This is a genomic window from Enterobacter sp. WP_7_1, assembly GCF_003688535.1.
In the GTDB taxonomy this organism is placed as follows: Bacteria; Pseudomonadota; Gammaproteobacteria; order Enterobacterales; family Enterobacteriaceae; genus Enterobacter; species Enterobacter asburiae.
Window position 1 is genome coordinate 1686245 of record NZ_REFK01000001.1, and the last position, 12566, is coordinate 1698810.

Below are 12566 nucleotides of genomic sequence, written 5' to 3' on the forward strand. Positions count from 1 at the left end.
TTCCTGAGAGACGATCTCCCTCTTTCAGTTTGGCTTATGTCGTTTATTTGCAGCGACTCCAGAATACGCCCCTGAAAATATTTTCATTTTTATTACATTCGATAGCATTAACAGATTAAAAATAATGAACGACGGGTATTTCAGGCAGTCATAATTTCAGACAGAATATGCTGCAGAGCGTTATATAAAAATAATCACATTAATCTTGCCGGAGCTTTTTCCGGGCATTTTTTATTCTTGCACATCATCATGGAGTTACTCATGAGGCGTAACAGTCCCGTTACACAAAACGAGTATTTACTTAACGATGGCTCGACGTTAATGTCGACCACCGATACCAAAAGCCATATTACCTATGCTAATTCCGCTTTTATTGAAGCCAGTGGATATAAAGAAGAACATCTTCTGGGTGAGCCGCATAACCTCATCCGGCATCCCGATATGCCTGCCGAGGCCTTTGGCGACATGTGGTTTACCCTGCAGCAAGGTGAGACCTGGACGGGGCTGGTGAAGAACCGTCGTCATAATGGCGACCACTACTGGGTGCGGGCTAACGTGACGCCGGTCTGGCAGGGTGGATCCCTGACGGGGTATATTTCCGTGCGAAATATCCCCGCACGGGAAGAGATTGCGGCCAGTGAAAAACTGTACGCAAAAGTGCGTAATAACGAATTAAAACATTACCGCTTTTATAAAGGCTTACTGGTACGGCGCGGTTTATTTTCGTTTATGTCGCTCTTTAAATGTCTTAGCACCAGTAAACGAATCCATCTGGGTATAGCGACGACGGCGTTACTCTCCTGCCTGGCGGTGTATTTATTCCCTGATAAACTTGTGCAGTCGGGGAGTCTGGTACTGCTGTTTACTTCCCTGGCCTATTATCTTCATGCGCAGATCGCCCGTCCGGTAAAATCTATTGTGCAACAGATGCAGAGCGTGGTTTCAGGACGTAAAACGGACTATTACCATTTTGACAGGATCGATGACATCGGGCTGATGATGCGCCTGGTCAATCAATCAGGTTTGAACCTGAATTCGCTGGTTGACGATGTTGGGGCGCAAATCAGCGGGATTGGCACCATCAGCCAGCAGGTCGCGAAAGAAGGCGCGGCGCTGCAGACGCGTTCAGAAGAGACCACAGACTTTCTGCAGCAAACCGCGTCGGCGGTAGAAGAGATCGCCAGCGCGGTGAAGCAGACGGCAGAAACCGCGAAAGAAGCCACGGAGATGGCGGATCGCACCCGCGACAGCGCCCACCGCGGTGAAGCGATGATGAAAGAAACGATCGGTATGATGCAATCCGTGTCGCAGGATAACAGCCAGATCGTCGATATTATCAGCGTTATCGATCGTATTGCCTTCCAGACCAACATTCTTGCGCTGAATGCGGCCGTGGAAGCGGCGCGCGCAGGTGAAGCCGGGCGCGGATTTGCCGTGGTGGCGGCTGAGGTGCGCAACCTTGCGCAGCACTCGGCGACGGCGGCGAAAGAGATCAAAGCGCTGATTGAGAAAAACGTCGCCAGCGTCAACGCTGGCGTGGAAAAAGTGGAACAGACCGAAACGCAGCTGACGGTTATGATCGACAACGTGCTGCGGGTCTCCTCCCTGATTAAGGAGATCGGCCACGCCACGCAGGAGCAAACCCAGGCCCTGACGCTCATCAACGCCTCCATCTCCCGTATCGGCGCAATGACCCACAACAATACGGGGATGGTGGATAACGTCACTCACGCGGCGAATCACCTGACGCAGCGCACCACGCGCCTGCAGCAGGCGATTGCCGTTTTTGGCGGTTAACCGTTCGGATACTGCTCGTCGGTGACTTTTTCCAGCCATGTAACCGGGCTGCCGTTAACGGATTCGGCGATGGCAATATGCGTCATCGCCGTTTGCGCGCTTGCGCCGTGCCAGTGCTTTACGCCGGGTGGGATCCAGGCGATATCGCCCTGATTCAATATTTCCGCCGCTTTGCCCCATTCCTGTAACCAGCCGCGACCCTGCGTCACAATCAGCGTTTGCCCAAGGGGATGCGTATGCCACGCGGTGCGCGCGCCCGGCTCAAAGGTCACGGTTGCCCCGCCGACGCTGGCAGGTTCGCTCGCCTGAAATGGCGCGTCAATGCGGACGGTGCCGGTGAACCAGGCTCCCGGTCCTTTTGCTGAAGGTAATGATCCGCTGCGGATAATTTTCATCTTATGCTCCTCGTTTACTGTTGCGTTAACAGTAGCGCAAAGCAATCCGGAGCATTAGCGTGCATAATCAGATAGGAAATATGATTGAAATTCATAAATAGAGGCAATCGCGATGCTAAAAGATAATTTCAACGACCTGCTCTCTTTTATGGTAGTCGCCCGCGAGCGCAGCTTTACGCGCGCGGCGGCGCAGCTGGGCGTCTCGCAATCGGCGCTGAGTCATGCCATGCGCAAGCTTGAAGCGCGACTGGACGTTCGCCTTTTAACCCGCACAACCCGCAGTGTTGTTCCCACCCAGGCGGGTGAACAGCTCTTTACGCGCTTAAGCCCGCATTTGCTTGAGATTGAGCAGGAGCTCACGGCGCTTCGCAGCACCCGCAACAAACCCGCAGGTTCTGTTCGCATCGTCGCCGGCGAGCATGCGATGGACGCCGTGCTCTGGCCGGTGCTGAAGGCGTTTATGGTGCAGTATCCTGAGATTAACGTCGAAGTAACGGTAGATAACGGGCTGACGGATATTGTGGATGGCCGTTTCGACGCGGGAGTACGCTTGGGTGAACAGGTGGCAAAAGATATGATTGCGGTACGGATCGCGCCGGATATGCGCATGGCCGTGGTCGGTTCTACGGATTATCTGGCTCGCTTTGGCGTGCCGCAGACGCCGGAGCAGCTCGCTGACCACCGCTGCATCAACATGCGCCTGCCCACGCGCGGGGGACTGTATCACTGGGAATTTGAACGCGACGGGCGCGAGCTTCGCGTTCGGGTTGATGGGCAGCTTACGCTGAGCAGCCTGTCGCAGCGCATCGACGCCGCTGAGAATGGACTCGGACTCGCCTACGTACCGGAGGCGTCGGTTCTGGAGGCGCTTAATCACGGACGGCTGGTCAGGGTCCTTGAATCGTGGTGCCCTACTTTCGAGGGGTATCACCTTTATTATCCGAGCCGTCGCCAGCACACTACCGCTTTCAGGTTACTGTTAGATGCTCTCCTGCAGTCAAAATCTTGACCACCTGGTAATAATTAAGAAAATCTGATGATTAAATAATCAACCCTCCAACTGTTTTGTCTAAAAACTCATCACGATTCAGCGTGTTGTGATCGCCGTCTGCTCTGACCACACGATTTCCTTCGACGTGCATCACTTTCGGCACGGTTATATTTTGCGTCGCTTATGAATTGCAGGTAGGATGCCTCGCCATGTTTCGCCTTATCCATACGCAGAATGACTGGGAAGGCGACATGTGTTTGCGCAGAAGCAATCGTTTGTATTGCGCTCTGCCAGGCAGGACTATCACGATAATGGTTCAGACAGGCAAACAGGTAACTCAATGAAAACAAGCAATAAAAGCGCAGCCGATCATCATGCTGCTAAACGTCGCTGGTTGAACTCCCACGAAGAGGGCTACCACAAAGCGATGGGCAACCGTCAGGTTCAAATGATCGCCATCGGCGGCGCTATCGGAACGGGTCTGTTTTTAGGTGCGGGTGCGCGTCTGCAAATGGCTGGCCCGGCTCTCGCCCTGGTCTATCTGGTGTGCGGGATCTTCTCTTTCTTTATTCTTCGTGCGCTGGGTGAACTGGTACTGCATCGCCCTTCCAGCGGAAGCTTCGTCTCTTACGCCCGTGAATTCCTCGGTGAAAAAGCGGCCTACGTTGCGGGCTGGATGTACTTCGTCAACTGGGCGATGACCGGCATTGTCGATATCACCGCCGTTGCGCTGTATATGCACTACTGGGGCGCGTTCGGCGATGTGCCGCAGTGGGTCTTTGCGCTTGGCGCGCTGGCGATTGTCGGCACCATGAACATGATCGGCGTGAAGTGGTTCGCGGAGATGGAGTTCTGGTTTGCGCTGGTAAAAGTGCTGGCCATCGTGATTTTCCTGGTCGTGGGTACCGTCTTCCTCGGCAGCGGCAAGCCGCTGGACGGCAATGCCACCGGCTTCCACCTGATTACCGATAACGGCGGATTCTTCCCGCACGGTCTGCTGCCTGCGCTGGTCCTGGTTCAGGGCGTGGTGTTTGCCTTCGCCTCCATCGAACTGGTGGGCACCGCAGCAGGTGAATGTAAAGATCCGCAGACCATGGTGCCAAAAGCCATTAACAGCGTGATCTGGCGTATCGGTCTGTTCTACGTCGGTTCCGTGGTGCTGCTGGTTCTGCTGCTCCCGTGGACTGCCTATCAGGCGGGTCAGAGCCCGTTTGTGACCTTCTTCTCTAAGCTGGGCGTGCCATACGTTGGCAGCATCATGAACATCGTGGTTCTGACGGCGGCGCTCTCCAGCCTGAACTCCGGCCTTTACTCTACCGGTCGTATCCTGCGCTCTATGTCGATGGGCGGCTCTGCGCCGAAATTCATGTCGAAGATGAGCAAGCAGCACGTGCCGTACGCCGGTATTCTGGCGACGCTGGTGGTGTACGTATTTGGCGTGTTCCTGAACTATCTGGTGCCGTCCCGCGTATTTGAGATCGTTCTGAACGTGGCTGCACTGGGGATTATCGCCTCCTGGGCCTTTATTGTGGTCTGCCAGATGCGTCTGCGCAAAGCGATCAAAGAAGGCAAAGCGGCTGATGTGAGCTTCAAGATGCCGGGCGCACCGGTGACCTCCTGGCTCACCCTGCTGTTCCTGTTCAGCGTGCTGGTGCTGATGGCGTTCGACTACCCGAACGGTACCTACACCATCGCGACCATTCCGCTGCTGGCCGTGCTGCTGATTGCCGGCTGGTTCGGCGTGCGTAAGCGCGTTCACGAGATCCACAGCACAGCGCCGGTTCATCACGACGATGAAAAACACGACGCACCGCTGGTGGAAGAAACCTCGCGTTAAGCATCCGGTAAGCGTTAAAAAGGGAAGGCAAATGCCTTCCCTTTTTTTATCTTACAGCGCGATACGAATAACGTCGTCAGGCTGGGTGGCTTCCTGCTGGCGAGTGGATTTTTGTTTCACCGTCACGTACAGGGTTTTGCCATCCGCAGAGAGCGCCAGGCTGTTCGGATAAACCGGCGTATCGAACGTTTTGGTCACCTTGTAGGTTTTCGCATCAATCACGCTCACCTTACCGGCTTCACGGTGCGTCACGTAGGCTTCATTGCGCGTTGGGTTAAACAGGACCGCCAGTGATTCAGGCGCAGCGATATTCTCCATCACGCTGCCGTCTTTCAGGCTCACCACCAGCACTTCCGGCTGTTTTGAATCGGTCAGAAACGCGCGCTGGCCGGCGGTATCGAGGCTGAGGTTCAGGAAGAAGTGCTCTTTACCGTCATCCTGCACTTTTTTACGGCTCAGGATTTTGTTCGTGGTCGTATCAATGGTTACCAGCTCGCCGTCCGCATTCGTGGTGTAGAGGCGTTTTGCCTGCGCATCCAGCGCCAGGCCGGTGCTGTACGTACCGGTATTGGCAATGGTCTCTTTCAGCTTCAGGGTCGCGCCATCCACCACCCAAATCACGCTCTCTTTGCCGACACCGGTGATGTAAATCGTGTTGCTCGCGTCATCAGCCACCAGCTGGCGCGGCTGCAGCGGTTTGACGGTTTCACTGCGCTGGCGATTATCGAGCACCAGTCGCCCTTTCACGTCGCCCGTTTTCGCATCGATGGCCGTCACGGCGCCGTTGATGGTGTTGCCAAACCACAGGGTTTGCGTCGCGCCGTCGAGCGTGGCGCCAAAGGGTTTGAGATCGCTGTGAATCGCCTGCGTCACGTCCAGCGTGACCGGATCAAGGCGATAGATAACCCCGCCCTTATCGGTTTTGCGGCTTTGCGAGGTCGCCACCCACAGCGCATTCTCCTGCTGGCTGACCGCCATTTCATACGCCCCTTTGCCCACCGCTTTACGCAGCACCTCTTCGGCGGCATGCACCTGGAACGTCCCGGCAAGCAGTAAAGTGGCAGACAGCAGTGACAGGCTCAGACGCGGCGAGCACAGATGACGTAAAGACATAACAATTCCTTTTCTGAAAAGAGGGGTTTCCGCTGACATCACTTCCGGCAGGCAACGTCATGGCATTGCCTTTTGATAATGAGAATAGTAATCATTAATGAACTGAATGTGGAGTTTTTCTTTCGCGTCTCGCCTTTCATTAACGCAATGTGCGGTTATAGTTTTCAAAACATTTACAAAACCTTTAACATGTATGGACATGTTCCATTTGGTTCGTTTATACACCACAACCGGTTTTATTCATGAAAATCATTTCTGCCCGTAAGGCTTCTCTCCCGCTGCTGCTGGTTCCCGTTATTTTCGCGCCGCTAACCGCAATTAGCGCGGAGGAACAGACCATGATCGTCAGCGCCACGCCGCAAACCGTATCGGAACTGGATACCCCGGCCGCGGTCAGCGTCGTCAATGGCGATGACATGCGCCACGCCGCGCCGCGCATCAACCTGTCTGAATCTCTGGGCAGCGTCCCGGGACTGCAAATTCAGAACCGCCAGAACTATGCCCAGGACCTCCAGCTTTCAATGCGCGGGTTTGGTGCCCGCTCAACGTTTGGCGTGCGCGGTATCCGTATGTATGTCGACGGTATCCCTGCCACCATGCCGGACGGACAGGGCCAGACCTCCAACATCGATCTCTCCAGCGTTGAGAGCGTTGAAGTGCTGCGCGGCCCCTTCTCAGCCCTGTACGGCAACGCCTCCGGCGGAGTGATTAACATCAACACCCAGACCGGTCAGCAGCCGCCGACCATTGAAGCCAGCAGCTATTACGGCAGCTACGGTACCTGGCGCTACGGCATGAAGGCCACCGGCGCGATGGGTGACGGCACCCACGCGGGCGATGTGGATTACACCGTTTCCACCACCCGTTTCACCACCAAAGGCTACCGCGACCACAGCGGCGCGCGGAAGAACCTCGCTAACGCCAAGCTGGGCGTGCGCATTGACGACGTCAGCAAGCTGACGCTGATTTTTAACAGCGTGGACATGAAGGCCAACGATCCGGGCGGGCTGAGCTATCAGGAGTGGCAGAACAATCCGCGTCAGTCTCCGCGCGGCGATCAGTACAACACCCGCAAGACCATCAAACAGACCCAGGCCGGTCTGCGCTACGATCGTCAGCTCAGCACCCAGGACGACCTCAGCGTGATGATGTACGCCGGCGAGCGTGAAATGACGCAGTACCAGTCGATTCCGTATCAGCCGCAGCTAAAAGCCTCCCACTCCGGCGGCGTGATTGATATGCAGCGTCATTATCAGGGTATCGATACCCGCTGGACGCACCGTGGCGAGCTGCTGGTGCCGGTGACGTTTACTACCGGCCTGAACTACGAAAACCTGAGCGAAGATCGTCGCGGATACGAGAACTTCGTGATGAACAACGGCGTGCCGGATTACGGCGTGAAGGGTGACAAGCGTCGAAACGAACGTAACCTGATGTGGAACGTTGACCCTTACCTGCAAACCAGCTGGCAGCTGACGCAGAAACTGTCGGTGGATGCGGGGGTGCGCTACAGCTCGGTGTGGTTTGATTCCAACGACCATTACGTTACGCCGGGCAACGGTGACGACAGCGGTGACGCGAGCTATCACAAGTGGCTCCCGGCCGGTTCCGTGAAGTATGCGGTGACGGACGGATGGAACCTCTACGCTGCCGCAGGACGTGGATTCGAAACGCCAACCATCAACGAACTCTCCTATCGTGCCGATAACCAGGGCGGCCTGAACATCGGCCTGCAGCCGTCCACCAACAACACGTATGAAGTGGGCAGCAAAACCCGCATCGGCAATGGCCTGCTGACCGCGGCGCTGTTCCGCACCGATACGGATGATGAGATCGTGGTGGATGCCAGCTCTGGCGGGCGTACCAGCTATAAAAATGCCGGTAAAACCCGTCGTCAGGGGGTGGAAGTCTTCCTCGACCAGCAGTTTGCTGAGAACTGGAAGCTGAAGATGGCATGGACGTATCTGGATGCCACCTACCGGACTAACGTGTGCAGCGACGCAGACTGTAACGGTAATCGTATGCCTGGCATTGCCCGCAACATGGGTTACGCCTCGTTTGGCTGGCAGCCAGAGGAAGGCTGGTACGCGGGCTCAGACGTGCGCTACATGAGCGATATCATGGCCGACGACGAAAATACGGCGAAAGCGCCGTCCTATACTGTGGTCGGGCTGAACACCGGGTACAAATTCAACTACGGCAGCTGGGGCATGGACGTCTTTGGCCGCGTCGATAACCTGTTCGATAAAGAGTACGCGGGCTCGGTTATTGTCAACGAGTCTAACGGTCGTTATTACGAGCCTGCACCAGGCCGCAACTACGGGGTCGGGCTGTCGGTCTCTTATCGCTTCGAGTAAGCGAAAAGAAAAGTTTATTTTATTAATGAAATAACGCTCCTGATGGCAATAAACCATCAGGAGTTATTCACCGGATAAATAATTAGGTGCGGAATATAGTCGCTCTGCTAAATAATCTCTTAGTTAAAATATTGTCGCTGTAAAAGCAAATTCGCTTCATCAATCACCTTATCAATCGCCTTCTGGCAGGCAACAACATCTCTTCGCTCAAGGGCGGAAAGCAGTTCGTCATAGTGATATGTCGAGGCTTTGATGTCGTTAAGCTCCTGATGCAGATAGTTCATACAGGGCCCGATGCGTACCCACAGCTGCTCAATTAATGCATTAAGCGTTGGCATTTCCGCATACTGATAAAGCGTAAACCGGAAGACGCGGTTCGCATGCAATGCCTGCTGGACGTTCCCGTTGCGCATTGCCTCATGAAAGGCATCCGACAATTTGCGCAACGCCTCCAGTTTGCTATCAGACATATTCTGACAGGCTGCGGCGACCGCCATCGGCTCAAGCTGCTTGCGAATGGCGTTAATCTCGTTATAGCGCTCCAGCGTGACCTCCGGAACCAGAAATGCCTGCGCCGGCGTGGCGTGTAACGCCCCTGATGACACCAGGCGCAACAGCGCCTCGCGAACCGGGGTAATACTGGTTCCTAATTTATCGGCGATCTCTTTCGTAATCAGTCGTGCCCCAGGTTTGAGTGAGCCTGTAATTAACGCTCCTTTCAAACTGTGTTCAACTTGCATGGTAAGACTGACCCTTTGGGCTTTTTCTAAGTGGTCCAAATCAAGCATGTTCAATTCCTGTAGCTAAAACTTAATGCTATTTTTAAACGCCAGTTTTAATAAAACGACGCTGGTCCGATATATCCTGTATCGTCATGCCTGGTGGTGGGAAGTACGTAAAAACATCAAAAAAGCAAAATTTGTTTTTTTTATTGGTTTCGGGCCCATCCGGGAAGCGGGCGCGAAATGCCATGTCCATTAATTAAAGACAATATATCGTATCTTCACAAATAAATATGGCGGGAAACCCCGCCATAATGCTGTTTATTTATTGTCACTCGCGACGCGAATCACGACTTTGCCGAAGTTACGCCCTTCAAGCAGGCCAATCAGCGCCTCGGGCGCGTTCTCCAGCCCGTCCGTTATCTGTTCACGATAGTGAATTTTGCCCTCCTGCACCCAGCGTCCCATCGCTTCCTGGAACTCCTTAATGCGGTGACCGTAATCCTGGCCGATGATAAAGCCCTGCATACGAATGCGTTTCTTCAGGATGGTCGCCATCAGGAGCGGCAGGCGATCCGGCCCCTCGGGCAGGCCCGTCGCGTTGTAGCCGCTCACCAGGCCGCACACCGGCACGCGCGCGGAGGTATTCAGTAACGGCAGCACGGCGTCAAATACTTTCCCGCCGACGTTTTCATAATAGACGTCAATTCCTTGCGGACAGGCACGTTTCAGCTGTTCGGCAAAATCGGCCGCGTGGTGATCCAGACACAGGTCAAACCCGAGGACCTCAACGGCATGGCGGCATTTTTCAGCCCCACCGGCGACCCCGACCACCCGGCAACCTTTGATTTTACCGATCTGCCCGACGGTCGCGCCAACCGGGCCTGTCGCCGCGGCGACCACCAGCGTTTCGCCCGCTTTTGGCTGCCCGATATCCAGCAACCCCATATAGGCGGTAAAGCCCGGCATGCCCAGAATACCCAGCGCCCAGGAAGGATGTGACGGATTTTCGCCCAGCTTCACCAGGCCGCTGCCGTCCGAGAGTTCATATTCCTGCCAGCCGCTGTAGCCCAGCACCCACTCACCCGGTTTGAAATCGGGATGATTTGACTGCTCAACGCGGCTAACCGTTCCCCCCACCATCACCGCGCCCAGCTCAACCGGTGGTGAATAGGATGGCGCATCGCTCATGCGCCCCCGCATGTAAGGGTCCAGCGACAGCCAGACGGTGCGCAGCAAAAGCTGTCCCTCAGCAGGGGCGGGAACAGGCTGCGTTTCGAGACGAAAATTTTCCGCGACCGGCGCACCCTGCGGACGAGAGGCCAGTACCCAGCGGCGATTTTGCGAAACAGGTTGATTCATCGGGATCTCCTTCTGGTACAAATGTCATTACAGCCTGGCTCACGATCGGCGTTATCGCATTAGCATTACGAGGCAGACTGGTTAAGCCGTACAACCAGATAGATGCAGGTTTCATTCGTTTCGTTGATGAACCGGCAGTCATTTGGCGGCCCCAGCTCGAGACAGTCTCCGGCGTGCATTTCGTGGCGCGTATCGCCCTCCTGGAACACCAGCTCGCCGGACTGGAGCCAGATAAGCTGACGAGCCAGCGCGTAAGAAGAGGCAGGCATCGGAACATCGCTGCCCGCGGGCAGTTCAACCTGAACAAGGTCGATGGGCAGATCGGTGCGGGGAGAAACATGGCGGCGGAGATAGTGCGTCTGTGGATCTCGCCAGACGGGCTGGTTTGCAAGGCGCAGCAGCTTGCCCTCCTGCATTTCGGCCCGGGCAATAAGCGTTGACATGCTGATGCCAAACGCACCAGACAGGCGAGCAAGCAAGGTGGCCGTCGGGCTGCTGTCTCCGCGTTCAATCTTGTGGATCATCGCGCGCGAAACCCCTGCCCGGTCAGCAAGCTCGCTCAGGGACCATCCGCGAGATTCGCGTTCAAGGCGAATTCTTGCGCTAATCCGTTGATTCATCGTGTCTGTTATGGTGTTCATGACGTCATACTATAGTGTATGAACGGCATTTCAATGGGGTTTTGATAACAAAAAAATATGGCTTATGCCGTAGCGATCGGGCGATACGATTGTGTAATATCGTAGGAATAACGTAATACTATAGTGAACAACACACAGAGGGTTAATCATGATCGTTCGTCATGCCAGCAAAGAAGACTGCGCCGCGATAGGAGAAATCTACAATCACGCGGTGCTGCATACTGCCGCGATCTGGAACGATAAAACCGTCGATACCGATAACCGAATCGCGTGGTTTGAGGCGCGCACGCTCGCGGGTTACCCGGTTCTGGTGAGTGAAGAAAACGGCGTTATCACCGGTTACGCCTCTTTCGGCGACTGGCGCGCCTTCGACGGTTTCCGTCATACGGTTGAGCATTCGGTCTACGTCCACCCGGACCATCAGGGCAAAGGCATTGGCCGCACGCTGATGATCGCGCTGATTAACGAGGCCCGCGCCATCGGCAAACACGTGATGGTGGCCGGTATTGAAGCGCAAAACCATGCCTCGATTCATCTCCATGAAACGCTTGGTTTTGTCACCACGGGGCAGATGCCGCAGGTGGGAACCAAGTTTGGCCGCTGGCTGGACTTGACCTTTATGCAGCTGCAGCTGGACGAGCGCAGCGATCCGGACGCCATCCCATGAATCAGTCACTGACGCTGGCGTTTCTGGTGGCGGCGGGAATAGGTCTGGTGGTGCAAAACACCTTAATGGTGCGTATCACCCAGTCCTCCTCCACCATTCTTATCGCGATGCTGCTGAACTCCCTGGTCGGCATTGTGCTGTTTATCAGCATTCTGCTGCTAAAACAGGGCGTCGCCGGATTTAGCGAGCTGGCCGCAACGGTACGCTGGTGGACGCTTATCCCCGGGCTGCTGGGTTCGTTTTTCGTGTTTGCCAGCATTAGCGGGTATCAGAACGTTGGCGCGGCGACGACTATCGCCGTGCTGGTGGCAAGCCAGCTAATTGGCGGGCTGGTGATGGACGTGCTGAGGAGCCACGGCGTTCCGCTCCGCGCCCTGATTGGCCCGGTATGCGGCGCGGTGATGCTGGTCGTCGGGGCCTGGCTGGTGGCGCGACGCCAGTTTTGATCGTTACAGTATGGTGCCGCCTTTGGTCAGCTGTTCCTCCCGCGCGTCCAACTCCTCTTTATGCTGCTTACCGTGGTGCGAAATCGCGGTACGCAGACGCTGCTGCTGGGTGTAGCGTTCTTCACGGCTGAGCTCTGCGTCATCGCTTAATTCGATCAGCAGTTCATTCATATGGGTGATGACGCTCTCTTCAATAGCGGCATCCACACGGGCGGTAACTTCGTTTAAATGTGACATT

The 12566-nt window shown here is 55.4% G+C and carries 12 protein-coding genes; 6 read left to right on the forward strand and 6 right to left on the reverse strand.

The window, feature by feature from the left end; genetic code table 11:
- Window positions 1-261 precede the first annotated feature (261 nt).
- Window positions 262-1797 carry a methyl-accepting chemotaxis protein gene (locus BJ885_RS08455; protein WP_121931700.1) on the forward strand — a complete coding sequence of 512 codons (1536 nt, stop codon included), beginning with the start codon at window positions 262-264 and terminating at the stop codon, window positions 1795-1797.
- On the opposite strand, the gene BJ885_RS08460 is transcribed toward BJ885_RS08455, so the two are convergent.
- Complete coding sequence (locus BJ885_RS08460) at window positions 1794-2192, reverse strand: cupin domain-containing protein (protein ID WP_121931701.1); 399 nt, start codon at window positions 2190-2192, stop codon at window positions 1794-1796. The two genes, BJ885_RS08455 and BJ885_RS08460, sit on opposite strands and share 4 nt — an antisense overlap.
- Window positions 2193-2304: 112 nt before the next feature.
- Between BJ885_RS08460 and BJ885_RS08465 the strand changes: the two genes are divergently transcribed.
- Together BJ885_RS08465 and ansP are read left to right on the forward strand one after the other, a co-directional pair.
- Entirely contained in the window at window positions 2305-3201 is an 897-nt protein-coding gene (locus tag BJ885_RS08465; protein ID WP_121931702.1) for a LysR family transcriptional regulator, read from the forward strand.
- A gap of 322 nt (window positions 3202-3523) precedes the next feature.
- Window positions 3524-5020 carry an L-asparagine permease gene (gene ansP / locus BJ885_RS08470; protein ID WP_029740259.1) on the forward strand — a complete coding sequence of 499 codons (1497 nt, stop codon included), beginning with the start codon at window positions 3524-3526 and terminating at the stop codon, window positions 5018-5020.
- A 51-nt stretch (window positions 5021-5071) separates the two neighbouring features.
- Here ansP and BJ885_RS08475 read toward each other — a convergent pair whose 3' ends face one another.
- Window positions 5072-6133: a YncE family protein gene (locus BJ885_RS08475; protein ID WP_121931703.1), complete on the reverse strand. Its 1062-nt coding sequence runs from the start codon at window positions 6131-6133 to the stop codon at window positions 5072-5074.
- Between the two features lie 242 nt (window positions 6134-6375).
- Between BJ885_RS08475 and pqqU the strand changes: the two genes are divergently transcribed.
- On the forward strand, window positions 6376-8490 hold the full coding sequence (gene pqqU / locus BJ885_RS08480) for a TonB-dependent receptor PqqU (RefSeq protein ID WP_121931704.1): 2115 nt from the start codon (window positions 6376-6378) through the stop codon (window positions 8488-8490).
- Window positions 8491-8609: 119 nt separating this feature from the next.
- Here pqqU and BJ885_RS08485 read toward each other — a convergent pair whose 3' ends face one another.
- From BJ885_RS08485 to BJ885_RS08495, 3 genes are all read right to left on the reverse strand, one after another.
- Window positions 8610-9278, reverse strand: a complete 669-nt coding sequence (locus BJ885_RS08485) for a GntR family transcriptional regulator (RefSeq protein ID WP_023311981.1) — start codon at window positions 9276-9278, stop codon at window positions 8610-8612.
- A gap of 255 nt (window positions 9279-9533) precedes the next feature.
- Window positions 9534-10574 carry an NADP-dependent oxidoreductase gene (locus BJ885_RS08490; protein WP_054829639.1) on the reverse strand — a complete coding sequence of 347 codons (1041 nt, stop codon included), beginning with the start codon at window positions 10572-10574 and terminating at the stop codon, window positions 9534-9536.
- A 65-nt stretch (window positions 10575-10639) separates the two neighbouring features.
- Window positions 10640-11215 (reverse strand): helix-turn-helix domain-containing protein, encoded by a 576-nt coding sequence (locus BJ885_RS08495; protein WP_023311983.1) that lies wholly within the window; start codon window positions 11213-11215, stop codon window positions 10640-10642.
- A gap of 148 nt (window positions 11216-11363) precedes the next feature.
- Between BJ885_RS08495 and BJ885_RS08500 the strand changes: the two genes are divergently transcribed.
- Both BJ885_RS08500 and BJ885_RS08505 read left to right on the forward strand, forming a co-directional pair.
- The gene (locus BJ885_RS08500) at window positions 11364-11882 is read left to right on the forward strand and encodes a GNAT family N-acetyltransferase (protein ID WP_029741497.1); all 519 of its coding nucleotides are present in this window, start codon (window positions 11364-11366) and stop codon (window positions 11880-11882) included.
- Entirely contained in the window at window positions 11879-12328 is a 450-nt protein-coding gene (locus BJ885_RS08505) for a DMT family transporter (protein WP_121931705.1), read from the forward strand. The genes BJ885_RS08500 and BJ885_RS08505 overlap by 4 nt, the downstream gene beginning before the upstream one ends.
- A 3-nt stretch (window positions 12329-12331) precedes the next feature.
- On the opposite strand, the gene BJ885_RS08510 is transcribed toward BJ885_RS08505, so the two are convergent.
- Window positions 12332-12565, reverse strand: a complete 234-nt coding sequence (locus tag BJ885_RS08510; RefSeq protein ID WP_047647612.1) for a YdcY family protein — start codon at window positions 12563-12565, stop codon at window positions 12332-12334.
- Between the last annotated feature and the right edge of the window lies 1 nt (window position 12566).

Coding starts and splice junctions, on each gene's coding strand:
- BJ885_RS08455 (WP_121931700.1), top strand. CDS start 262: ATGAGGCGTAACAGTCCCGTTACACAAAACGAGTATTTACTTAACGAT.
- BJ885_RS08460 (WP_121931701.1), bottom strand. CDS start 2,192: ATGAAAATTATCCGCAGCGGATCATTACCTTCAGCAAAAGGACCGGGA.
- BJ885_RS08465 (WP_121931702.1), top strand. CDS start 2,305: ATGCTAAAAGATAATTTCAACGACCTGCTCTCTTTTATGGTAGTCGCC.
- ansP (WP_029740259.1), top strand. CDS start 3,524: ATGAAAACAAGCAATAAAAGCGCAGCCGATCATCATGCTGCTAAACGT.
- BJ885_RS08475 (WP_121931703.1), bottom strand. CDS start 6,133: ATGTCTTTACGTCATCTGTGCTCGCCGCGTCTGAGCCTGTCACTGCTG.
- pqqU (WP_121931704.1), top strand. CDS start 6,376: ATGAAAATCATTTCTGCCCGTAAGGCTTCTCTCCCGCTGCTGCTGGTT.
- BJ885_RS08485 (WP_023311981.1), bottom strand. CDS start 9,278: ATGCTTGATTTGGACCACTTAGAAAAAGCCCAAAGGGTCAGTCTTACC.
- BJ885_RS08490 (WP_054829639.1), bottom strand. CDS start 10,574: ATGAATCAACCTGTTTCGCAAAATCGCCGCTGGGTACTGGCCTCTCGT.
- BJ885_RS08495 (WP_023311983.1), bottom strand. CDS start 11,215: ATGAACACCATAACAGACACGATGAATCAACGGATTAGCGCAAGAATT.
- BJ885_RS08500 (WP_029741497.1), top strand. CDS start 11,364: ATGATCGTTCGTCATGCCAGCAAAGAAGACTGCGCCGCGATAGGAGAA.
- BJ885_RS08505 (WP_121931705.1), top strand. CDS start 11,879: ATGAATCAGTCACTGACGCTGGCGTTTCTGGTGGCGGCGGGAATAGGT.
- BJ885_RS08510 (WP_047647612.1), bottom strand. CDS start 12,565: ATGTCACATTTAAACGAAGTTACCGCCCGTGTGGATGCCGCTATTGAA.